This window comes from Kitasatospora sp. NPDC092286 (assembly GCF_044755565.1).
GTDB lineage: Bacteria > Actinomycetota > Actinomycetes > Streptomycetales > Streptomycetaceae > Kitasatospora.
The window spans coordinates 71,232-93,137 of the sequence record NZ_JBIVRD010000022.1 but is presented as its reverse complement, the minus strand read 5'-3'; the positions used below and the strand labels follow the sequence as shown (position 1 = coordinate 93,137).

The following is a 21,906-nucleotide window of genomic DNA, read 5'->3' as shown; positions in this document are numbered from 1 at the left end:
CTCTAGCCAACCGGCTGACGGGCCTTCCGGCGGGCGGCGGGCACCGTCGGCTGCCTGGTCAGGGCGACGGCGGCGATCACGGCGAGGCCGCCGACCAGGGCGTTCCAGCCGACCGGTTCGGCGAGCAGGAGGGCGCCGAGGGCGGTCGACCAGAGCGGCGTCACATAGGTGACGGCGGCGGCGACGGCGGTGCCCGCGGTGCGGACCAGGCCCAGGTTGAGGATGTAGGCGACGCCGGTGCCGAGCACACCCAGCACCAGCAGGGCGGCCGCCGGGCCGGGACCGGGCCAGTGCGGGGCGCCGGCCGCGAAGGGGGCGACGACGGCCAGTTCGGCGCCGCCACAGGTGATCTGGACGGCGGAGAGGGCGGTCGCCGAGTAGGGGCGGGCGGCGAGATGGCGGCGCAGGTAGGCGAAGCCGGCGCCGTAGCAGCAGGCGGCGGCCAGGCAGAGCAGACCGCCGGCGGCCTCCCCCGCGCCGAGTCCGCGCCACACCCCGAGGACGGTCAGCACCCCGGCGAAGCCGAGCCCGAGGCCGGCCAGTCGGCGCGGCCCCGGGTGGCGTTCCTCCGCCACCGTGACGACCGCGAAGAGCAGGGTGAACAGCGGGGTGGTCGCGTTCATCACGCCCGCGAGGACGGAGCTGACCCTGGTCTCGCCGTAGGAGAAGAGGACGAACGGCGCGGCGTTGAGCAGCACCGCGACCACCGCCGAATGACCCCAGGTGGCGGCAGTGCGCGGGACGGCCTCGCGGCGCAGCGCCAGGATCGCCCAGAGCGCCGCCGCCCCGAGGACGCACCGCCAGCACGCCACCCAGAGCGGTGGCACCCCCGCGTCGACGGCCACCTTGATCAGCGCGAAGCTCGCGCCCCAGATCGCCGACAGTGCCACAAAGCCCGGCCACCAGCGCCGCACCGCACCTCACCCGCCCTCTTCCGTCCGGTCGCCCCGGCTGCTGTCTCCGCCGCCGTGGCTGTGGTCCTGGTCACCGCGGCTGCTGTCCTTGTCGCCGTGGCCGCGTGGACAGAGCGTGGCGCGCGGGCGGATCATGAGTCCAACAAGTTCCAGTGCGGGAGAGATGAGGAAGTCTCATGACCTCGGAGGTCAATCTGGCCCAGCTCAGAGCGCTGATCGCGGTCGCGGACGCGGGCGGGTTCGGCGCGGCGGCGGGCGAGCTGGGGATCAGCCAGTCCGCCGTCTCGCACGCGGTGGCCGCGCTGGAGCGCACCCTCGGCGCGCCCGTCCTGCACCGTGGCACCCCGGCCCGCCCGACGGCGCTGGGCGAGCGGATCCTTCCGCACGCCCGGACGGCGGTCGCCTCCGCCGCCGCCGTCCGGTCCATCGCCACCCTGCACTCGGGCGGCCTCACCGGGACGGTCCGGCTGGCCGCGCCGGCCACCGTCTGCCAGGGGCTGCTGCCCGGACTGCTGCGGGACTGGCGGGCGGCGCACCCCCGGGTCACCGTCCGGGTCTTCGAGGGCGAGGACGACGAACTGGCCGTCTGGCTGGAGGCCGGCACCGTCGACGCCGCCGTGCTGGTCGACGCAGACCCGGCACCGCCCGGGGCGATCCCGCTCGGCGCGGACTCGATGCACGCGCTCCTCCGCCGCGACCATCCGCTGGCCGGGCAGCCCGCCGTCGACGTGGCCGACCTGGAGGACGACGACTTCCTGCTCTCCGAGGGCGGCTGCGAGGCCCGTATCCGCGAGGCGTACCGGCGGGCCGGCGCCCGGTTCGCGCCCCGGCACCGGATCCGCGACCTCAACACGCTGATCGGCATGGTGCACGCGGGCGTGGGCGTCTCGGTGATGCCCGCCCTCGCCCTCACCATGCTGCCGCCGGACTGCGTGCTCGTCCCCCTCCGCCCCGCCGTCCACCGCACCCTCGCCCTCACCGGCCCGGGCAGCCGTCCGTGGTCCCCGGCCGTCGCCGGCCTGCTGGCCACCGCCCGTGACCGCGGGGCGGCGGCGGGGGTGCCTGCGGCGCGGGGCTGACCGCCCGGCCGGGGGCCGACCGCTGCCCCGCCCGACCGGGGCGCTGACCTGCCGCGATAGATTCGGGGAGTACTGACGAGGCGTCCGATCGAGGGGGACAGATGGAGAGCCGGCAGCGCCGGGCTCCGGTCCGGGTGATCCCGCCCGTCGCGCCGCCCGGCCGGTTACCATCGCCCCTATGCCAGCGCCGTACCACCTCGCCGGGGACCCCGAGCGGCTGCCCGGGCACCCTCGACAGGGGGTGCTGAGTTGTGGTATACCACAGCCTGGCCAGCCAGCCAGCCAGCCAGCCAGCCAGCCAGCCAGCCAGCCAGCCAGCCAGCCAGCCAGCCAGCCAGCCAGCGGACGGATGGACGCGCGGGCCCGTCGGCGGTGGCCGACGTGCTGTTCGCGGTCCGGTCGGCGGCCGCGCTGCACCGGCTGCTGGACCTCCTCCCGGTCTTCGAGGGCGACGAGCGCGTCCGCTGCCGCTTCACCCTCGTCCCCGGCTCGGAGTTCGACACCGACGCGCTGGCGGCCGTCGAGTCCTCCGGCGCCCGCTGCCTGCCCTGGCACCGGGCGCTGGCGTCCCGGCATGATCTGATCCTGACCGCCAGCCCCAAGGGCGACCTGGGATCCCTGCGCGGCCACCAGGTGCTGCTGCCGCACGGCGCGGGCTTCAACAAGGCGCTCCCCGACGAGGGTTCGGCCGCCCTCCCGTCCGGTCTGGACCCCGCCTTCCTGCTCACCGACGGCCGCCCGACCGCCGCCCTGCACGCCCTCGCCCACCCTGCCCAGGTCGAACGGCTGGCCGACCAGTGCCCGGCGGCCACCGACCGCGCGATGGTGGCCGGCGACCCGACCCTCGACCGCGCCCTGGTCTCCCGCGACCGCCGCGACACCTTCCGGGCCGCGCTCGGGACGGGCGGGCGCCGGCTGGTGGTGCTCTCCTCCACCTGGGGCCCGGAGTCGCTGCTGGCCCGCCGCCCCGAACTGCCCGCGCTGCTGGCCTCCTGCCTGCCGCACGACGCCTTCCAGCTGGCGCTGATCGTGCACCCCAACGAGTACAGCAGGACCGGCCGGATGGACCTCGCCCGCCGGCTGCGGCCCGCGCTGGACGCGGGCATGGTGCTGGCCGGGCCGTACGAGCAGTGGGCGGCGCTGCTGGTCGCCGCCGACACCGTGGTGACCGACCACGGTTCGGTGGCGCTCTACGCGGCGGCGCTGGACCGGCACCTGGTCGCCGCCTGTGACGGCCGGGGCGAGCTGGTGCCGGACAGCCCGATGGCACGGCTGCTGGCGGCGGTGCCCCGGCTGGACCTCGCCGACCCGGAGACGGCTCCGGCCCTGCTCGACCCGCCCACGGACGCCCCCGTCGGCACCCGCCGCTTCGCCGAGGCCGCCTTCGCCCTCCCCGGGGAGTCCCTGGACACCCTCCGCCCCGAGCTCTACAAGCTGCTCGGACTGGTCCCGCCGCCGTACCCGGTCCAGCCCCGGCCGCTGCCCGTCCCACCGGCCGCCCCGCCCGCCCCGTCGGCCTTCGCGGTCCGGGCCCGGGTGGACGGGCGGGAGGTCGGCATCGACCGGCTGCCGACCTGGACGGACCTGCCGTTCCACCACCGGGCCGCCGAGTACGGGCGTGCCGGGACCCGCCAGCTGGAGAGCGCCGCCCTGCTCTACCGCCGCGTCGGCGCGCCCTCCCCGGCCTGGCACCAGGAGTACCGGACGGCCGCGGACTGGACCGCCGCGATGCTCGCCGAGTACCCCGGCTGCCGGACCGCGGGGATCGTCCTCTCCCCCACCGTCTGTCTGCTCCGACGCCGCGGCGGCGAGCCGTTCACCGTCCGGATCGAACCGCACCGGGACGGCGGCCGGGTGCGGCTCACCGACCCGGCCGCCGTGCTCTCCGCCGTCCACGCCTGGGCCGGAAGCGAAACCGGGGGCGGCCCGGAGCACCGGCCGCCGACCGAGCTGATCTGCCGCATCGGCGGCACACCCTACCGCGCCCGGCTGGAGCCCGCCGCCGACTCCGATCTGCAGCAGCCGATCTGACGAAGCGTCAAGCGAACGCCCTACTCGGCCGGCCGCGCATCGCCCGTCCGTTCGCGCAGCTCCCGCACGGCGGCCCGGTACCCGTCGGCGCCGCCCTCGTCCCCCGACTCCTCGCAGAACTCCACCAGCGTTTCCAGGACCCGCAGTTCGTCCTGGACGGAGTCGCGCGCCCGGGCCCCGGCCAGCGCCGCCTCGTACAGCCGGGCGGCCTCCTCCCGGCGGCCCGCCAGGCGCAGTGCCCCGCCCAGTTCGAAGCCGGTCCGCGAGGTCATCCGCTCGCGGCCGAGGGCCGTCGCCATGGCGTGCGCCTGCGTCAACAGCTCGACGCCACGCCCCGGTTCACCCATGCCCACGGCCGCCCGGCCCAGCAGGTAGGTCTGCAGCATCACGCCGTAGTCGTTGCCGATCGCCAGGTGCTCCTGTCGCGCCGCCTCGAAGTCCGGTGCGGCGGCGGCCCAGTCGCCCTGCACAGAGGCCAGCTTGCCCCGGAACTCGATCGCCGAGGCCCGCAGCTTGCGCGCCGGCGGCTCGTCGCCGAGCAGCCCGGAGCCGTTCACCGCCAGGCGCAGCTCCTCCGCCGCCTCCTGGTAGCGGTGCTTTTCCCAGAGCGGGCGGGCGAGTTGGCAGCGCATCCGGACGGTCGCGGCGATGTCCCCGGCGCGCACGGCGGCCGCGACACCGTGGCCGAAGGCGTCGGTCACGTCCGCGTAGTGCTGGTGGTCCAGGAAGTGCGTCCAGAGCGCCTCGCAGAGCGCCACCGCGTCGGCGTCCAGCCCGTCCTCGTACGCGATCCGCACGCAGCCGTAGAGCGCCAGCCGCTCGGACTCCAGCCAGTGCATCGCCCGGTACTTGTCGGTGAACTCCACGTCCGGCGCCTCGCCCTGGGCGGGCCCGTCCGGCACCGGGCCGGAGACCGTCAGCCTCGGCCCGGCGGCCAGCAGGTCGGCCCGGCCCGCCTGCCGCCGGTACCAGCGCACCAGCCGGTGCCGCCCGGCCGCCGCCTCACCGTCCTCGGACCGCCGCCCGGCCCGGCGCAGGGCGTGACCGCGCAACAGGGCGTGCATGCCCAGTCCGTCCGGCCGCCGTTGCAGCAGTCCGGCGGTCTCCAGCTCCGCCAGCGCGTCCTCGGCCCGTTCCAGCCCGACGCCGAGCAGCGCGGCCGCGACGTGCCCGGTGACCACCGGCCCCGGGTGGTGGGGCAGCAGCCGGTACAGCCGCGCCGCGTCGGGGTCCAGGCCGGCGTACGCGGCGTCCCAGACGGCCTCCACCACGGGCAATCCGTTCCGGTGCAGCTCGGCGGTCAACTCCTCCACCAGGCGGCGGAGTTCCCGGTGACGGTGCTTGCGCACCCAGCGGCCGGCCACCTGCAGCGCGGCCGGCAGGCCCTCGCAGCGGCGGGCCAGTTCGGCGGCGGCCTCCGGGTCCGCGACCAGCCGGGGGTCGGCGACGGTCGCGCGCAGCAGGCTCACCGCGTCCTCGCCGGACAGCGGCCCGATCGGCAGCTCCACCGACCGTGCCCCGTCCAGGTCGTAGAGCGGACCGTGGCTGGTCACGATGACCACACCGGCGGACGATGACGGCAGCAGCGGCTGCACCTCGGCCCCGCTCTGGGCGTTGTCCACCACGACCACCAGGCGCTTGTCCTGGGTGAGATCCCAGTACTGGCGGGCCCGGTCGGCGAAGCTCCGCGCCACCGCGGTCTCCGGGTCCAGCGAGCCGATGAGGCCGCCGAGCGCGTCGGCGACCTCGACCGCGCCGTCCCGCCGCAGGTCGTCCAGATCGACGTGGAGCACACCGTCCGGGCAGCTTCCCCGCTGCCGCAGTTCACGGGCCAGCCGGAACCCGAGCGCCGTCTTCCCGACCCCGCCCATCCCGCTCAGCGCCACCACCAGCGGCCCGCCCCCGGACCCCGACCCCTCCGCCACCGCCTCCAGCACCCGAGCCTGCTCGTCCGCCCGGTCCTCGAAGTGCGCCAGCTCCGGCGGCAGCTGGCACGGGGCCGACACCGCCCCCTCCGGCCCGTACACATGCAGCTGCCCAATGCTCTGCGCCTGCACGATGGACCCGGCCCGCACCTGCCCGTCCACCCTGTTCCACGTCTCCTTGGCCACCCGCCAACTCTAGGGCCGAACCGTCCGGCACGGTGCCGGTCGACACGGTTCGGCGCACGCAGTCCGACCGTCAGGCACCGCAGGCCGCACGCCGGGGCCCCGGCGGCCGGGGGGGGGGGGACGGCGGGTCTTGACCAAGACGGGGTTGACGGCGGTTTCCGGACAGGTCTATACCAGTGAGGACCCACGGCAAGTACGGCCCGCCAGTGGGTTGTTGAGCCCGGCGCGCCGCCCCCACAGTTGGCGCGGGTGGGCCTTCCCCTGCCGTTTCCTGGAGAGGTTTCCGATGGAACGCGCTCTTCCCCCACAGCGGAATCCCCAGCTGTTCGGACAGCAGACCCCCGAGCGGACCGGGCCCGGACGGCGCCGGAGCGGGCGGCGGACCGCCGTGGCCGTCGCCGGGGTGCTCGCGCTGGTGGCCGGCGGGCTCGCCGCGCTCGCCGGGACCGGGGCGGCGCTGGCCGCGGCCGGGCCCGCCGACGCGGGTACCGGGCTGGGCAGCAACTGGTACGCGTCCGCGCCGTACCTCATGCCCGAGGACAACAGCCCGCCGGACGCTGCGGCGGTGATGGACGCCACCGGGCAGAAGGCCTTCCAGCTGGCCTTCATCCTGGACAAGGGCGGCTGTAGCCCGGCCTGGGGCGGCACCTCCTCGATCGACACCGACACCACCATGCCCGCCGTGATCCAGACCATCCGCGCCAAGGGCGGCGACGTCTCGGTGTCGGTCGGCGGCTACGGCGGCAACAAGCTCGGCCAGGGCTGCGGCACGCCCGAGGCGACCGCCGCCGGGTACCAGAAGGTGATCACCAAGTACCAGCTCAAGGCGATCGACATCGACCTGGAGGAGCCGGAGTACGAGAACTCCGCCGCCATCCACAACGAGATCGGCGCCGCCCGGATCCTCCAGCAGAACAACCCGGGCCTGTACATCTCGATCACCACCGCCGGCACCAGCGCGGGCACCGGCTGGTTCGGCCAGCAGATGCTCAACGAGGCCAAGTCGCAGGGCTTCACGCCCGACAACTACTCGATCATGCCGTTCGACGGCGGCTTCAACGGCGCGTCCGCGCAGACCGACGCGCTGGTCAAGTTCAACCAGATCCTCCAGACCACCTTCGGCTGGACGGAGGCCAACGCCTACGCGCACGAGGGCGTTTCACTGATGAACGGCCGCACCGACGCCGCCGAGTACTTCCGGCAGGCGGACTTCCAGACCGTGCTCGACTTCGCCACCGCGCACAAGCTGGCCCGGTACACCTACTGGTCCGTCAACCGCGACCGCCAGTGCCCCGGCCCGGTCGACCCCGGGCTCTCCGGTTCCTGCTCCAGCGTGGCGCAGAACGACTGGGACTTCACCAAGTACACCGTGAAGTTCGCCGGCGCGACCCCGCCCACCAGCCCGAGCACCCCGCCCACCAGCCCGCCGCCGACCAGCCCGGGCACCTGCGCCGACCCGGCGTGGAGCGCCGCCACCACCTACACCACCGGCAGCAAGGTCTCCTACAACAGCCACGAGTACCACGCCAAGTGGTGGACGCTGAACGAGAACCCGTCCGCCAGTGGCCAGTGGGGCGTCTGGTCCGACGACGGCCCCTGCTGAGCGGCCGGAACCGCGTGCGAGGGGGGATCTCCCGGGCCACCTCCACCTCGACGCCGTCGTGGACGGGCAGCACATCGTTCTCTCCGATTCTCATGACCCGGCGACCCCCCCCCCCCCCCCGCGGCCGTGCCGCATTCCCGGGTGGCGAAACCGCGGCACGGGCTCGGAAACGGTCGCAGGGACGGCCACGGGAAACCGGCTCAGGACGGCGAATCGGCGAGCCGGTCGCGCAGGTTGGCCAGGATGCCGGCCGCCTCCCCGAGGTCGGCCCGGCGGCAGCGCTCGATGGCGGTGCCGAGCCTGGCCCGGGCGGCGTCGACGCGGCCGAGGTCGGTGCCCTCGATCAGCGCGGCGACCCGGACCGCCTCGGCCCGCGGCAGTTCCGCCTCGGCGCCGCCCGCCTCGTAGGCGGTGATCGCGAGGTCAGCCGAGGCCAGCGCCTCCTCGTGACGGCCGGCGACGGCGTAGACCCGGGCCCGTTCGAAGTGGGCGGCGCCGCTCTGGTGCCAGGCGGTGAACGGCTGGCCCTCCTCCTCGGCCCGCGCCCGCACGGCGTCGGCCTCGACGAGGCGCTCCAGCGCCGAGTCCAGCCCGTCGGGGCCCTCCGCGTGCATGGTGAGCCGGGCGAACTCCCGGAGCGTGGCGGCCATCTGGTCGGCGCGCGGCGCCTTGGCGTGGGCGGCGAGGGCGCGCTCGCGGGCGGCGTGCGCGGCCTCCCAGCGGCCCGCCTCGGCCAGCGCGACGGTCGCCTCGCAGGCGACCACGGTGTGGGTCTGCTGATCCTCCCAGCCCGCGACGAGGTCGGCGAGCCGCAGGTACTCCTCCGCCGAGTCCCGGAACTCCTCCAGCGCGAACAACCCCCGGGCGAGGTCCAGCCGGACCTGCGCCAGCATCCGCTCGTCCAGCTCCGCCGCGCCGGCGTCGTGCAGCACCGACTCCAGGACGGCGACCGCGTCGGCCGCCCGGCCGCTCTCCCGCAGCTGGTCGGCGAGTTGCAGCCGGACCTGGGCCGCCTCCTCGGCGCCCGCCGCACCCTTGCGGTCGTACCGCGCGGCGGCCTCGGACAGCGCCCGGACGGCCGCGCCCGTGTCCCCGAGGTGCGCGCTCGCGTGGCCGAGCATCATGTACGTCGGCGCGAACGGGTAGGAGTCGTCCGCCCACCGGGTGGCCTCGGCCAGGGCCCGGTGGAGGACCGTCACGGCCTCGGCGGACTCGCCGCTCTGGAGCAGCACCTGGCCCAGCAGACCGAGCACCCGCGGTGTCTGCCAGGGCAGTTCGGCGGCGTCCAGCTGCTCCAGGGTCCGCCGCAGCTCGGCCGCGGCCTCGGCCAGCCGGCCCTGCCGGGCCGCCGCGTCCGCGCTGTACTGGTGGGCGGTGGCGGCGCGCCGGGCCGAGCCGCGCTCGGCGCTCTCCCGCCGGTACGCGGCGACGGCCGTCTCGAAGCGCTCGACGGCCTCGGCCGGTGGCTCCGGCAGCGACCGCACCAGGTCGTGGTGGGCGGCGAAGGCCCGGCACTGGAGGACGATCAGATAGTCGTCCGCGGCCAGACCGTTCTCGTCGGCCAGCAGCTCCTCGGCGCGGTGCAGGGCCGCGTCCAGGGCGGGCCAGTCCACCGTCACGCCCTCGACGTCGCCGAGCTCGACCACCAGGGTGCGGGTGCGCACCACCAGGGCCTGGCCGAGCAGCCCCTCCTGCTCGAACAGCTCGGCGGCCTCCAGCAGTCCGGCCTTGCCGGCGGCGAAGTCGTCCCGGTCCAGCGCGGTGTGGGCCCGCTGCTCGGCGATCTCCGCGCGCAGCAGCCCGGCCGGGCCGGCCTCGGTGCCCTCCGTGTGGACGTAGTCCTCGGCGGTGAAGCGCGCGGTGACGCTCCGCCAGAGCCGGTCCGCGTCCGGGTGGCCGAGGGCGTCCAGCTCACGGGCCCTTACCACCAGGGCGGCGAAGTCCTCGGGCTCCGGCTCGGTCTCGCGGCGCGGTGCGGGCGCGGACGTGACGGCCGGGGCTCCCGCCAGCTCGGGCGAGGCGGCGGCCCGCACCCCGAGGGCGAGCGGCTCGGCGAGCAGCGGCTCCCGCTCCAGCCGGGCCCGGCGGCGCGCGCCCACCGCGTCGGTGCCGTTGCGGGCGTCGAAGCGGGCCGCCAGCGCGTCCGCCTCGGTGCGCAGGTGGGCCAGCAGCGAGTCGACCGTCCAGGAGACCCCGGGCGGGCCGCTGACGGTGAGCTCGCCGTGGCCGCGCCGGGCCAGACCGGCGATCAGCACCTCGACGCCGGTGAGGAAGTCGAGCCGGCCGATCGGGTCGCCGGTCACGTCGAACAGGTCGCGGTTCTCGGAGAGGATCTCCAGCCCGCGCGGCTCGTTGCCGGACAGCGCGCAGAACTCCACGTGCAGGCCGACCGCCCGCGCCATGCCGGACTTGCCCCGGGCGAAGCGGTAGCCGACCAGGTGGCTGGAGCGCGCCTCGTCCAGCCGGCCCTGACGCAGCAGCGGCAGCAGCGCGTAGGCGTGGCTGAGGTACGGCTCCTCGGCGCAGGTGCTCTCGCCGGCGAAGACCGGCCGCCAGGCCTCCAGCGCCCGCCGGTCGTCCCCGGCGCGCAGGTGGTGGGCGGCCTGGGAGCGGATCTCGCAGGCGTGGCAGTCGCTCAGCTCGGTACGCGGGCGGGCGGCCCACAGCTCGAAGGCGTCCTCGGCGTCCACGCCGGTGTGCGCGGCGAGGTGGAAGCGCTGGGCGTAGTACGGCTGGAGGCCGTACCCGGCGGCGCGGTAGCGCTCGCGCATCTCGGTGTGCCAGCGGCGGACGGCCGCCAGCGGGACGTCGGGCGTGCCGATCAGCGCGGTGGCCACCCACTTGAAGCGCCAGAACACCTGGTGGCGGGCCCAGTCGCCGAAGCCGTCCGGATCGGTGTCCCAGAGCTTCAGCACCCGGGCGAAGACCACCGGGGCCTTGCTGCGCTCGCCGTCGTACTCGTACGCCTCCATCAGCTCCAGCAGCGCCATCGAGCGCACCCCGGTGTCGTCGAACTGCTCGGCGGCGTCGACGATCTCCTCGGCGGTGACGGTCCGCACGCGGCCGTACGGGCGGGCGTCGTTCTCCCGCAGGGCGGCCATCACCGCGTCGGTGGTGTCCAGCATTACGACTCCTTCTGCGGGCCGGCCGACTCGTGGCCGAGCATGGCGTGGTCGAGCAGGCTGATGAACGACCGGTTGAGCAGGGCGCTCTCGCTCGACCGCAGCGGGCGGCGGGTGAGCAGCACCGCCTGGCCGTACAGGGCCTCGACGGCGGTGACGGCGAGTTCGCGGCTGGTGATGGACGCGGCCCGGCGCACCAGCGGGTTGAGGTGGTTGAGCACCAGCTGGGCGCGGGGCACCTCGGCGCGCAGCGAACCCAGGATGTCGGCCCAGAGCCCGTCCGCCTCCTCGGCGAGCTGGGCGCGGGTGCGCTCGTGCCGGGCCTCGCGGTTGTCCAGCAGCAGCGCCGGGGCGCTGGTGGGGTGGAAGCTGCGCAGGGCGACGTCGCAGTCGAAGCGGCCGACCACCTCGCGGGCGATGGTGAGGAAGGCCGAGGCGGCGAGTTCGGCGGCCGGGTCGACGGTGTCCAGGTGCGCGGTGACCGTCCCCGGGTCGAGGTCGGCCACCGAGGTGCCGGGCCGGATCTCGGGCAGCCGGTGGACGAGGTCGCGGTCGTAGGTGTAGCCGCCGTTGACGACGCCGAGGCCGGCCGCGCCGGCGATCGGGGCGACCTGGCGGAACTCCTCGACGGTGCGGGTGACCAGGACGACCGGGTGGGCGCGGGCGAACTCGTCGAGCGTGACGTTGCCGTCGGTGGTCTCGAACGGCAGCCACGGCAGCAGCATCCGCAGCAGTTCGTCGTCGTAGCGGGCCAGTTCCTTGACGGCGAGGTGGTGCACGCCGATGAAGCGGTGCAGCAGCGCCGGGTCGCTGGCGGACAGGCCGGTGAGCCAGTCGCGGATGCGCGCGCCGAGCGCGTCCCGGACGGCGGCGAGCGTCTCGTCGGCGTAGAGGCCCTCGCGGGAGGCGGTGGGGCGCAGGCTGTCGGTGTCGACCACGCAGCGGACGAAGAACGCCCACTCGGGCAGGAGTTCGTCGGCCTGGTCGGAGAGCAGCATGCCCTTGAGGTGGACCCGGTGGCCGGAGCGGCGGGACGGCGGGGCGGCGTCCGGCAGGACGTAGGCGACGCCGCGCAGGCCGACCAGCGGGAGGTCCAGCTCGATGGTGTCCAGCGGGGTGAAGTCGAAGGTGGCACGGCAGTACTCGGCCAGCGCGTCGCGGCGGGCCAGCGGGGAGCCGTGTCGGTCGGCCCACGGCGGCGTCCGGTTGACGGGCGTGGCGGTGCCGCGGGCGTCCACCACGGTCACCTCGTGGCGGAGCAGGCTGCCGAAGTCCCGGGCGAGCGCGAGGACCCGGTCGGAGCGGGTCCACTCGGCGGCGTCGGCGCGCGGTGCCAGCCGGACGGTGGTGCCGGGCTCGGGCTTGGCCTCCGGCGGCAGGGTGCGGATGGTGTAGCGGCCGTCGGAGCCGCCGCGCCACTCGATGACGGGGGCGTCCGGGGTGGCGGCGGAGCGGGTGACGACGGTGATCTCGTCGGCCACCACGAAGCAGGCCAGCAGGCCGATACCGAACTGGCCGATGAAGTCGCCCCGGGCCCGGGCCAGCCCCGCGCCGTCGAGGCGGCCCTCGGCGTCGCGCTTGGAGCTGCGGCCGATGGTGGCGAGGAAGGTGTGGACGTCGGCCTCGGTGAGGCCGATGCCGGTGTCGGTGACGGTCAGGTCGTCGCCGGCCACGACGGTGATCCGGGCGGGCGCGGCCGGGTCGAGCGCCTGCCGGGCGGAGATCGCGTCCACCGCGTTCTGCAGGAGTTCACGCAGGTAGACCCGGGGGCTGGAGTAGAGGTGGTGGGAGAGCAGGTCCACCAGGCCGCGCAGGTCCACCTGGAAGGTGTGCGCACTCGTCGGGTTCTCGGATGGGGACACCGGAGGCTCTTTCGCTCGCGTGGGTGTGGAGGTGTTCGGGGGTGTGCAGGCGTTCGGGGCGGGGCCGGGGTGCGGCCTCGGGCGGGCGGTACCAGGTCGGGCAGCTCGGGTGGCGGTCCTAGCGGGCGCACCGGTCGCGGTGGGCGCGGAAGTTGGCCACGGGGTCGCCGGCCAGGTAGTCCCAGGGCGAGTCGGTGACGGCCCCGTCGAGCGCTTCGAACAGGGTGTGCGCCGTCTCCCGCTCGTCGGCGAGCGAGAAGGCCATCGCGAAGGTGTTGTAGGCGCTCTGCCAGCCGCGCGGACGCGGGTACGCCGGGTGCAGGACGGACCGCCGGGCCGCCTCGTGCAGTTCGGCCCGGACGGCCGGGCTGGTGAGGTAGGCGTGGTCCTCGCCGTCCGCGAGGTCCAGCCAGCGCTCCAGGTGCGCGAGGGCGACCAGCTCGCCGAGCGGGCTGCCCTCGGGTGCGGCGAGCATCGAGGCGCGGGCGAACTCGTGCATCTGGTCGTGCGAGCCGCCCCACTTGGCGCACAGCTGCTGGAGCCGCTGCTTGTGCGAGGCCAGGTGCCCGGGGTGGCGGCGCAGCGCGGCCTCGAACCGGTACCGGGCGACGTCCCGGCCGAGCGAGGCGCCGCGGGCGCTGATCTGCAGGAAGTACCAGGGGGCGAGCCAGCTCGGCTCGCGCTCGGCCACCTCGAACAGCTGCTCCTCGGCGGTCTCCAGCCGCTGGTGGAACAGCTTCCACTGCTCCTCCGTCACATGGGCGGCCCGGGCCCGGGTGCGGGCCTCCCACGCCCAGGAGACGTGCCGGGCTCCGGAGAGCAGCAGCGGCAGCGCGTCGCCGGGCTCGGCGGCGACGGCCCTGTCCGTCCACGCCTCGACGCCGCCGACCTCGGACAGCGCGATCAGGATCCGGGTCAGCTCGGTGGCGTCCTCGACGGCGGCCAGCGCCGGGCCCAGCGCGACCCAGTCCCCCGCGGCCGCCTGGGCCAGCATCAGCCGCAGCTCCTCGTCGCCGAGGGCCTGGTCCAGCACCGGCTCGACGGTGCCGCGGGCGGTGGCACCGGAGGCGGTCCGTCTGCCGAATCCGAGCCCCCACCGGCCGGACCGACCCTCCGGAGCGTCCTCGTCGGAGCGGCGTCGGAAAAGCGGCATGGTGTGGCCCCCTCGAACATCATTGGCATCTTTCGCATGGCCGCACGCCGGCCACCCCAGACGCAGTACATATCACGCGCCGCCGACCCGCCGCCCGGCAGCCCCGGCCCTCCGGACCGGTGCTCCGGCCCAGGTCACCGCCGATGGGCATACCGCCGGGTGGTATCGCGGAAGGGGCTGGGGTGTGGCGGGGAGGAGGCCGGGGCGTGACGGGGGAAAGCGGGTGGCCCGGGGGGACGCAGGTGGCCCGGTGCGCGAACCGTGCGGGGAGGCAAGCCGGTCGGCCGCGTGACCACGGTAGTGAAGGCCACCCGCCCACGCGTTACGGTGACATGTTGCTGCCAGGCAGATTTGTGACGGCGGCGGGCGCGACCGGCCGGGCCGGCGATCCGTCACTCTGTGGAGCATGTACGCGATTCGCATCCATCTGGACACTCCGGATGGGCGGCCGCGGCCCGGCGGTCCGGTGGCGGCGCCGGCCGTGCGGGACGGGCTGGAGCGCGGGCTCCGGGGGCCGGCCCGACTCGACCACGCCCGGATCCGGGTGACGGCGGACGTGGTGGACGCGGTGGTGTTCGTGACGGCCGGCCGCCTGCTGGAGGCCGAGGCCGCACTGCGCGCCTCCTGCGTCGAACTGGCCGAGGCGGGTGGGACGTTGGAGGGATGGCGGCTTCGACACTGCGAGGCCGACTCCTGGTTGGCGCTGGGCCTGCCCGAGTTGCCCACCTGTCGCTGAGGCCGAAACCCCAACCTCCCCGCAGGTGAACGCAGTTGCGGCGGGCGCGGCGAGGGCTCCGACCGACGGGCGTACCGGGCGCGGCCTGGGTGCGGCCGGGGTGGCCTCAAGGCGTCACGGCACTCCGGCGCCGGCTCCGGATGCCGACACGGACACCCGCCGACGGCGAGCCGAGCGAGCCGAAGCCCCGGACCACTGGCGCTCGTACGGTGGCCCGGGGCTCGACGCGCTCTGCCCGAAGCGTCGTCACACCACGGTCGGGGTGCGCAGCGACGCGAGGGTCTCGGAGTACAGCATCTCCTTGATCTGGCCGCGCGCCGGACGGGTCTTGCCGGCCAGCGCCCGGGCCCGCTCGACGGCGGCGGCCAGCAGCCCGGCCTCGTCGGCGACCTCCTCGACGATCCCGGCCGCGAGCGCCTCGCCGCCGCCGTAGCGGCGGCCGGTGGTCATCGCCTCGTGCGCGACCTGCGGAGCGAGCCGCGCCCGGATCAGGTCCGACATGCCCCGCTCGAAGGACAGGTCGAGATCCACCTCGGGCAGACAGAAGTAGCCGCGGTCCACCCGCATCACCCGGCTGTCGTGGGCCAGCGCCCACATCGCCCCGGCGGCGAAGGTGTGCCCGTTCAGAGCGGCGACGGTGACGACCGGCGAGGCCAGCGTGCGGGCGAGCAGCGCGTGCACCCGGTCGAGGTAGGCGGCGAACCGGTCGCCGTTGTTCAGCAGCCAGTCGAGGTCCAGTCCGTTCGACCAGAACTTGCCGCTGCCCGCCGTGACCAGCGCCCTCGGGCCCGACGCGGCCTCCACCTCGTCGAACGCGGCCTCCAGCACCGTGAGCCGGTCGGGGTGGAACCGGTTCTCGTCGTCGGCGTCGAGATGCAGGACGAAGACCTCGCCGTCCCGCTCCAGCTTCGGCATGCGTCACTCCTGTCGCGTGATGGTGGCGTCCGTGCCCCACGGCACGGACGGTGAAGCGCCGGGGACGGCGGGGGGTGGACGACGGGCGGCGGCAACAGGCGACAGGTTTCAGATAACAGATAACAGATAACAGATTTCGAAATCTGTTATCTGAAACCTGTCACTTGCCATCCGTCGGCCATTGCCCGCCCAGCACCCCGCAGCCCCGAACCCCGGTGTCAGCCCGCCGACCCGGTCAGGGTCAGCCCCTCCAGCCGCCCCTGCTCGTACGCGGCCACGATGGCGCGCCGCTGGAGCTTGCCGCTGCTGGTGCGCGGCAGCTGTCCGGGCTTGAGGTAGTGCACGTCCTCGGCCCGCACGGTGACGCCGATCGCGCCCGCCAGATACTCGACGATCCGCGCCCGGCTGCCCGGTATGTCCTCGCGGGCCTCGCGGTCCACCTCGGCCAGGACGACGATGCCGGTGCCGATCTGGGCGACGGCCGTCCGGCCCTCGCGGACGAACGGCAGCCGCTCCAGGGCCTGTTCGAAGTCGGCGGCGAACAGGCTGCGGCCGCCGACTTTGATCCGGTCGCTGATCCGGCCGGTGATGAACAGCTCCCCGCCGTCGAGGAAGCCGATGTCACCGGTGGCGTAGTAGCCGTCCGCGCCCCGGATCGGGTGCGACCGGTCGAAGTAGGCCTCGGCCAGGCTGCCACCGGCCAGTTCGATCTCGCCGAGCTCGCGCTCCCCGCAGAGCCGCCCGTCCTCGCCCCGCAGCCGGACGGCGAACTCCGCCATCGGCGGGCCCACCGAGATCGCCGGCACACCGGACGGCGAGTCCACCACCCGGATCTCGCCGCCCACCGGCCTGCTCGCCACCAGCAGCACCGCCTCGGCCATGCCGTAGCAGGGCATGAAGACGTCCCGCCGCAGGCCCGCCGGTGCCATCAGGTCCAGGAAGGCCTCCAGGTTCGGCAGGTTGATGGGCTCGCTGCCCAGGTAGACCGACCGGATCCCGGAGACGTCGATCGCGGCGATCTCCTCCTCGTCCAGGCCCTCCATCAGCTTCAGCGAGTAGTCCACGGCGAAGTTCGGGATCACCGTGCCGATGGCCCGCTCCCGCCCCAGGTGCTCCCACCAGCCGCGGGCGTCGAACAGGAAGGTCACCGGCTCGGCGAGCAGCAGGTCGCAGCCGGCCGCGAAGCAGGACAGCATGCCTCCGACCAGACCCATGTCGTGGTAGAGCGGCAACCAGCTGCTGACCCGCTCCTCGGGCCGGCGCCCGTCGGTACGGGTGATCATGGCGAGGTTGGCGCGCAGCCGCCCCTGGGTGACCGGGACGCCCTTGGGGAAGGACGTCGACCCGGAGGAGAACTGCACGAACGCCGGCTCGTCCGCCCCCGGCGTCCGCAGTCGGGCACCGGCCTTGCGGATCCCGGCCGGTGGCAGCGGCAGCGGCAGCACGTCCGCCGGCGGGTCGACGGCGGCCAGGGTCGGCACGGCCAGGATCCGGGCCGCGCCGAAGTCCGCCGCGATCCGGGCCAGGAACTCCTGGTAGCCGTCCCTTGGCGTGTTCAGCACGAACGGCTTGACCGAGAGCGGGACGGCACCGAGCTCCATCAGCCCCAGGAACGCGAGGATCACCGGTAGGGAGGTCTCGTACGGGAAGACCACCCGGGTGCCGGGCTCGATCCCCTGCTCACGGAAGAAGTCCGCGTAGGCGGCGACCTGTTCGGGGAAGTCCCGGTAGGCCGTGAACTCCGGCGGGTCGTCGAACTTGTCGTACAGATAGAGCCCCCGCTCGGGCGGGCACTCCTGGTTGCGCTGGATGTACTCGAGCACCTGACCCCTCCCACTCCTCCGTCAGTGCGCACATCGCGCCTGCACCGCACTGCTGTTGATGATCCATCAGGATTTGGCGGAAGCGGCGATGAAGTCCTGCAGGGACACCAGGCACCGCTTCCCGGCGTCCAGGAAGGCCACCGTCACCAGCGCGTCCACCGCCGGGTCGCCGGAGCCGCCGGCCTCGGGCAGGTGGATCCGCTGGCGGAACCGGGCGCGGAAGGTGAGGCCGTCCTCGTCCCATTCCTCCACCGAGGGCGACTCCAGGGCGGTCCGGACCTCGACCCGGCCGCGCGGGATCTCCGCCCGGTAGTCGATCTCGGTACGGGCGACCACCGCGATCACTCGGTCGCCGTGGACGAGACCCTGTCCGCCGAGCCAGTCCCACCGCCCGGCCTCCAGGTACTCGAGGGCGACCGCGTTGTTGACGTGCCCCAGCGCGTCGAGGTCGTTGGGGCGCACCGGGAGCATGAGGCGTGTTTCGCCGAAGAACACGTCGGACCGTCCGTTTTGCTCGTGCCGAAAGAATCCTGGCCGGCCGGATACCCCGCCGGCGCCCCGCGGGCGGGGCCGCGACAACCGGGACCGCGACAACCGGGGCCGCAGCCACGTCAGTTGTCGAGGAGGTCCATCCAGGTGTCCTCGACCTCCTCGCGGGAGTGGACCTCGATTCCGGTGATCTTCTTCAGGGCGCCGCAGACCAGCTGCTCCTTCTTCTCCAGCGCCTCGGGCCGGTAGCCGGTGTCGGCCGTGTCGAGGTGGTCCCACCAGTTGACGTGGGTGCCCCGGTCCTCCTTCTGGTCCCGGGCGCTGCCCTGGAGTTCGCCGTCCTCGCGGAGGAAGAGGTGGGCCACCGCGAAGGCGTCCTTGGCGGGGTACTCGCCGCTGTCCACCAACGCCTTCGCGAACGACACGAAGTAGTTGCGGTGCTGGATCTCGTCGGCGGCGACCTGCTTGAAGATGCGGCGCAGGCCCTCGTCCTGGATCACGTGCTGGCACTGGCCGTAGTTGACCGCGGCGGTGATCTCGGAGATCGCGAGCAGCACCAGGGTGCGCAGCATGTCGTCGTCCGGGAACACCTTGCGGAACGCCAGGAAGGTCTCGTCGTCGATCGGTTCCATCCCGCTGACGTCGGCCAGCCGGTTGAAGACCGTCTCGTGGTGGGCCTCCTCCTCGTTCCAGTACCGGCTCCAGGTGCCGCAGGCCTCCATGACCGCCGCGAGCGCCGGGTTGGTCCTCTCCCAGCGGCGCACCTCGGCCTCGGCCTGGCGCTCCAGCCGGTCCGCGCCGGGCTTGGTGGTGAGTTCGGCCCGGCCGGCGTTCCAGACCAGGTTGCGGTCGAGCGGGGTGAGGCTGTCCAGGTCGACGGCGGACAGCAGCTCGACGACGCTCCACCGGCGGGACTCGTGCAGCCGCTGCTGCTCCCAGACCACGTCGACCAGGGACATCCTGCGGACGGTCAGCGCGTCCCAGAGGTCGGTGATGATGGCCGGCGGCGCGCTGGAGACGATCGGCTTTCGGATGACCGGAACGGCGGTGTCCGCCTCGCTGATGCTCACGCGGCCTCCTCCTTGGCCTTCTGCTTCTCGAACTCCGCCAGGAAGACCTGCAGCACCGTGGTGGTCGGGGTGTCGAGGGGCAGGGAAGGCAGCCGCACCCGCACGCCGTAGTCCTTGCGGAGGCCGTTGGCCGTCCGGGCGAACGCCTCCATGAGGTCGATGCTGTTGGTCATCTTCGGGCTGCGGCCGATCACCGCGGCCAGCGTCACGTCGTCGGCGAAAACCTCGTCGTCCGCGAGGCCGGCGTGCTCGCCGAATTTCTGCCGGATGTAGGACTCAACTTCGGGCGTCACCATGGCTCAGAACCATACTGGCTGGTAACCGCAACAGCCAAGTGATCCAAGTTACATAATAACTGACGGCTCATCAGTCAAAATATCCAGGCATGCCGGATCAACCCATTTCTCCTACACCGGGGTTGGCGACCGCCCTCCTCCCGGCCGCTAGGCGGGTGCCGGCCGGGCACCGCGGCGGACGGTCAGGGCGGTGAGCACCGCGACGGCGAGCGCGAAGCCGATCGCCAGATACCAGGTGGTGCGGGCCCCGCCCAGCACGTCGGCCGCGGAGGAGGTCACGATGGACACCGCGAGGGCCGTCCCGAGCACCGCGCCGAGCTGCCGGAAGGCCGCGTTGGCCGCGCTCGCGGTGGCCAGCCGGGCGGGCTCGACCCCGGCCAGGGCCACCGCGCCGAGCACCGGCCAGACCAGGCCGGCCCCGAGGCCCATCACCGCCGCCCCGGGCAGCCAGTGGGTGAGGAAGTCGGGGCTCCGTCCGCCGCCCCAGAGCAGCAGCAGGGTGCCGGCGACGTAGATCAGGCAGCCGGCGACGACCACCGGGCGGTCCCCGAACCGGTCCGCGAACCGGGTCGCCGGCCGGGCGATCAGCGCCGTGGCGATCGGCGGCGGCGTGGTGGCCAGGCCCGCCGCGATCAGCGACCAGTGCCAATGCCCGGTCAGGAAGAGGATGTTGTTCAGGATGACGGCGTAGAAGGTGACCGAGAAGAGCATCGAGCCGATGTTGCCGCCGACGGCGCTGCGCGAGCGGAGCAGGTCGAGCGAGATCACCGGCGCCGGGTGGCGGGCGCTGCGGGCCACCGCCGCGACCGCCAACAGCGCGCCCACGGCCAGCGAGCCGAGGGTGCCCGCACTCCTCCACCCCCAGTCCGGGCCCTTGACCAGCCCCAGGGCGAGCAGGCCGAGCGCGGCGCCGAGCAGGGCCGCGCCCAGCACGTCCGGGGTCGGGCCACGGGGTTCACGCTGCTCGGTGAGGCGCCGGGAGGCCCACACGGCGACGGTCCCGATCGGGAGGTTCACCAGGAAGACCGCCCGCCAGGACCAGTGTTCGGCGAGCAGTCCGCCGAGGCCGGGGCCGATCCCGGCGGCCAGCGCCGCCGCCGCGCCCCAGATGGTGATCGCGATCAGCCGCCGCGCCATCGGGAACATCGGCATCAGCAGGGCGAGTGAGGTCGGCACCAGGATCGCGGCACCCACCGCCTGCACCAGCCGGGCCGCGATGAGCACCGCCGCCGAGCCCGCGGCCCCGCAGACCACCGAGGCGAGGGTGAAGGTGGTCAGGCCGACGGCGAAGGCCCGCCGGCAGCCCAGCCGGTCGGCCGCCCGGCCGGCGGGCATCAGGAAGGCCGCGATCACCACGTTGTAGCCGTTGAGCACCCAGGAGAGGGTGGGCAGGTCGGAGCCGGAGAAGGTCTTGGCGATGTTCGGGAACGCCACGTTCACGATGGTGCTGTCCAGAAAGGCCACGAACGCCCCCAGGCAGCAGAGCAGCACCAGTCCGACGGGCGGCCTTCCGGGTGAACTCGCCACGATGTCAAGGCTCTTGTCGGAGCCGACGGGCAGGTCGGCCATGCATGCGTCCTTCCCTCGGCGGACGGGCGGACGGGCGCACACCGGTGGGCCCGATCACCATGCGCTTTGTTACCCGCCAGTGTCAATCCCCACCGTCCCGTCCAATGCCCATGCCTGATGGACCGTCGGCCTCATGCCGATACGGCTGCCGCGCCACTGCTCGCACCGGTTCAGGCGCGAGGGACGGCGAGGCCGTCGGCAGGGGCGTTCGGCGTCCGGCACACGCCGGGGAAGGCCGGCTCAGGCCGCGCCGAGGGCGGCGTCCGGGGTCCGGCCCGCCTGGGCCTGCTCGATGCGCTGGACGAACAGCACGGCGAGGCGCTGCGTCACCTGGGGATCGACGGGCTCGCCCTCGGTCGTCACGGTGGCGACCACCGTACCGGCCCGCAGCACGATGCCGACGCCCTCGCGACCGGCCAACTGACCCCGGAACGAACGGCTTTCGCTGCCGAGGGCGGCCAGGTCGATCGGCTTGTACTGCTCGCCGCCGAAGCCCGCGTACGCCTCCTTGAGCTTGTCCTTGGCGGCGGCCTTGCTCGGCAGGGTGTCGACGGCGAAGCGCACCGTCACGTCGCCGGAGGAGAACCGGGCCGTCCCGCTGAGCGGCTTGCCGCCGCACGGTTCGGCGCCGGTGCAGGTCAGGGTGTGGTCCGCGGTGTCCACCCGGCGCTTCTCCTCCTCCCAGCCGGTCATCGCCTTCTGATCGGGCAGCAGTTGCAGGACGAGCTTGTCGTCGAGCAGCGGCGTGTCCAGGTCGGCCCCGGCGGCCGGCTGGGCACCACCGCCCATACCGGCACCGTCCGTACCGGCACCACCCGTTCCGGCGGCCGGCGCGCTCGCCCCGGGCGCGGGCGTCCCGCCGTCGGCCGCTCCGGCGGTGGTCCCGCCCGCAGCGGCCGAGGGCGAAGCCGCCGCCCCGGCCCCGCCGTTCGTACCGGCGGACGCGCTCGTGGCGGACGCACCGCCCGCCGCCGCCTTCGCCGTGTCCTGGGACGAACCGGACCCTCCGGACCCGCAGGCGGTCAGGACACCCAGCAGAACCCCCGCCGCCGCCACCGCGGCCACCCTCCGACTGATCGTCCCCATCGCCCGCTCCCTCTCGTGTCAGTGGACCATCAAGATAGCCAGCCCAC

At 74.3% G+C, this 21,906-nt stretch carries 16 protein-coding genes; 4 read left to right on the top strand and 12 right to left on the bottom strand.

The features are described from left to right. Positions 1 to 2 precede the first annotated feature (2 nt). Complete coding sequence (locus tag ACIQIB_RS22725; RefSeq protein ID WP_363604301.1) at positions 3 to 890, bottom strand: DMT family transporter; 888 nt, start codon at positions 888 to 890, stop codon at positions 3 to 5. A 200-nt stretch (positions 891 to 1,090) separates the two neighbouring features. Here ACIQIB_RS22725 and ACIQIB_RS22720 point away from each other — a divergent pair, with 200 nt between their 5' ends. Further along, the gene (locus tag ACIQIB_RS22720) at positions 1,091 to 1,993 is read left to right on the top strand and encodes a LysR substrate-binding domain-containing protein (protein WP_363604299.1); all 903 of its coding nucleotides are present in this window, start codon (positions 1,091 to 1,093) and stop codon (positions 1,991 to 1,993) included. Positions 1,994 to 2,374: 381 nt separating this feature from the next. Beyond that, the gene (locus ACIQIB_RS22715; RefSeq protein ID WP_400760096.1) at positions 2,375 to 4,024 is read left to right on the top strand and encodes a translation initiation factor 2; all 1,650 of its coding nucleotides are present in this window, start codon (positions 2,375 to 2,377) and stop codon (positions 4,022 to 4,024) included. Positions 4,025 to 4,044: 20 nt separating this feature from the next. On the opposite strand, the gene ACIQIB_RS22710 is transcribed toward ACIQIB_RS22715, so the two are convergent. Then, a complete protein-coding gene (locus ACIQIB_RS22710) occupies positions 4,045 to 6,135 on the bottom strand; it encodes an NB-ARC domain-containing protein (protein ID WP_400760095.1) in 2,091 nt (696 codons plus the stop codon). A gap of 286 nt (positions 6,136 to 6,421) precedes the next feature. Between ACIQIB_RS22710 and ACIQIB_RS22705 the strand changes: the two genes are divergently transcribed. Continuing rightward, entirely contained in the window at positions 6,422 to 7,738 is a 1,317-nt protein-coding gene (locus tag ACIQIB_RS22705) for a carbohydrate-binding protein (RefSeq protein WP_400760093.1), read from the top strand. Between the two features lie 200 nt (positions 7,739 to 7,938). Here ACIQIB_RS22705 and ACIQIB_RS22700 read toward each other — a convergent pair whose 3' ends face one another. The 3 genes from ACIQIB_RS22700 to ACIQIB_RS22690 form a co-directional block, all read right to left on the bottom strand. Then, on the bottom strand, positions 7,939 to 10,863 hold the full coding sequence (locus ACIQIB_RS22700) for a hypothetical protein (RefSeq protein WP_400760091.1): 2,925 nt from the start codon (positions 10,861 to 10,863) through the stop codon (positions 7,939 to 7,941). Then, complete coding sequence (locus tag ACIQIB_RS22695) at positions 10,863 to 12,722, bottom strand: HSP90 family protein (protein ID WP_363604292.1); 1,860 nt, start codon at positions 12,720 to 12,722, stop codon at positions 10,863 to 10,865. The genes ACIQIB_RS22700 and ACIQIB_RS22695 overlap by 1 nt, the downstream gene beginning before the upstream one ends. A gap of 118 nt (positions 12,723 to 12,840) precedes the next feature. Further along, positions 12,841 to 13,875, bottom strand: a complete 1,035-nt coding sequence (locus ACIQIB_RS22690) for a hypothetical protein (protein ID WP_400760089.1) — start codon at positions 13,873 to 13,875, stop codon at positions 12,841 to 12,843. A gap of 406 nt (positions 13,876 to 14,281) precedes the next feature. On the opposite strand from ACIQIB_RS22690, the gene ACIQIB_RS22685 reads away from it, so the two are divergent. Continuing rightward, complete coding sequence (locus ACIQIB_RS22685; RefSeq protein WP_400760086.1) at positions 14,282 to 14,611, top strand: hypothetical protein; 330 nt, start codon at positions 14,282 to 14,284, stop codon at positions 14,609 to 14,611. 246 nt (positions 14,612 to 14,857) lie between these two features. On the opposite strand, the gene ACIQIB_RS22680 is transcribed toward ACIQIB_RS22685, so the two are convergent. From ACIQIB_RS22680 to ACIQIB_RS22650, 7 genes are all read right to left on the bottom strand, one after another. Beyond that, positions 14,858 to 15,526 (bottom strand): enoyl-CoA hydratase-related protein, encoded by a 669-nt coding sequence (locus ACIQIB_RS22680; protein WP_400760084.1) that lies wholly within the window; start codon positions 15,524 to 15,526, stop codon positions 14,858 to 14,860. Between the two features lie 218 nt (positions 15,527 to 15,744). Continuing rightward, positions 15,745 to 17,349: an AMP-binding protein gene (locus tag ACIQIB_RS22675; RefSeq protein ID WP_400760081.1), complete on the bottom strand. Its 1,605-nt coding sequence runs from the start codon at positions 17,347 to 17,349 to the stop codon at positions 15,745 to 15,747. Positions 17,350 to 17,415: 66 nt separating this feature from the next. Beyond that, entirely contained in the window at positions 17,416 to 17,820 is a 405-nt protein-coding gene (locus ACIQIB_RS22670) for an acyl-CoA thioesterase (protein ID WP_363604284.1), read from the bottom strand. 140 nt (positions 17,821 to 17,960) lie between these two features. Next, positions 17,961 to 18,908, bottom strand: a complete 948-nt coding sequence (locus tag ACIQIB_RS22665) for an acyl-ACP desaturase (RefSeq protein WP_400650187.1) — start codon at positions 18,906 to 18,908, stop codon at positions 17,961 to 17,963. Beyond that, on the bottom strand, positions 18,905 to 19,204 hold the full coding sequence (locus ACIQIB_RS22660; protein ID WP_363604281.1) for a hypothetical protein: 300 nt from the start codon (positions 19,202 to 19,204) through the stop codon (positions 18,905 to 18,907). Before ACIQIB_RS22660 ends, ACIQIB_RS22665 begins: the two co-directional genes overlap by 4 nt. A 147-nt stretch (positions 19,205 to 19,351) precedes the next feature. Beyond that, the gene (locus tag ACIQIB_RS22655) at positions 19,352 to 20,773 is read right to left on the bottom strand and encodes an MFS transporter (protein ID WP_400760078.1); all 1,422 of its coding nucleotides are present in this window, start codon (positions 20,771 to 20,773) and stop codon (positions 19,352 to 19,354) included. Positions 20,774 to 21,013: 240 nt separating this feature from the next. Then, positions 21,014 to 21,859 (bottom strand): hypothetical protein, encoded by an 846-nt coding sequence (locus ACIQIB_RS22650; protein WP_400760076.1) that lies wholly within the window; start codon positions 21,857 to 21,859, stop codon positions 21,014 to 21,016. Positions 21,860 to 21,906: the final 47 nt, after the last annotated feature.

Excerpts from the sequence above, each read along its gene's own strand:
- ACIQIB_RS22680 (WP_400760084.1), bottom strand. The coding sequence starts at position 15,526 with ATGCCGAAGCTGGAGCGGGACGGCGAGGTCTTCGTCCTGCATCTCGAC.
- ACIQIB_RS22660 (WP_363604281.1), bottom strand. The coding sequence starts at position 19,204 with ATGGTGACGCCCGAAGTTGAGTCCTACATCCGGCAGAAATTCGGCGAG.
- ACIQIB_RS22655 (WP_400760078.1), bottom strand. The coding sequence starts at position 20,773 with ATGGCCGACCTGCCCGTCGGCTCCGACAAGAGCCTTGACATCGTGGCG.
- ACIQIB_RS22670 (WP_363604284.1), bottom strand. The coding sequence starts at position 17,820 with ATGCTCCCGGTGCGCCCCAACGACCTCGACGCGCTGGGGCACGTCAAC.
- ACIQIB_RS22700 (WP_400760091.1), bottom strand. The coding sequence starts at position 10,863 with ATGCTGGACACCACCGACGCGGTGATGGCCGCCCTGCGGGAGAACGAC.
- ACIQIB_RS22650 (WP_400760076.1), bottom strand. The coding sequence starts at position 21,859 with ATGGGGACGATCAGTCGGAGGGTGGCCGCGGTGGCGGCGGCGGGGGTT.
- ACIQIB_RS22720 (WP_363604299.1), top strand. The coding sequence starts at position 1,091 with ATGACCTCGGAGGTCAATCTGGCCCAGCTCAGAGCGCTGATCGCGGTC.
- ACIQIB_RS22705 (WP_400760093.1), top strand. The coding sequence starts at position 6,422 with ATGGAACGCGCTCTTCCCCCACAGCGGAATCCCCAGCTGTTCGGACAG.
- ACIQIB_RS22685 (WP_400760086.1), top strand. The coding sequence starts at position 14,282 with ATGTACGCGATTCGCATCCATCTGGACACTCCGGATGGGCGGCCGCGG.
- ACIQIB_RS22690 (WP_400760089.1), bottom strand. The coding sequence starts at position 13,875 with ATGCCGCTTTTCCGACGCCGCTCCGACGAGGACGCTCCGGAGGGTCGG.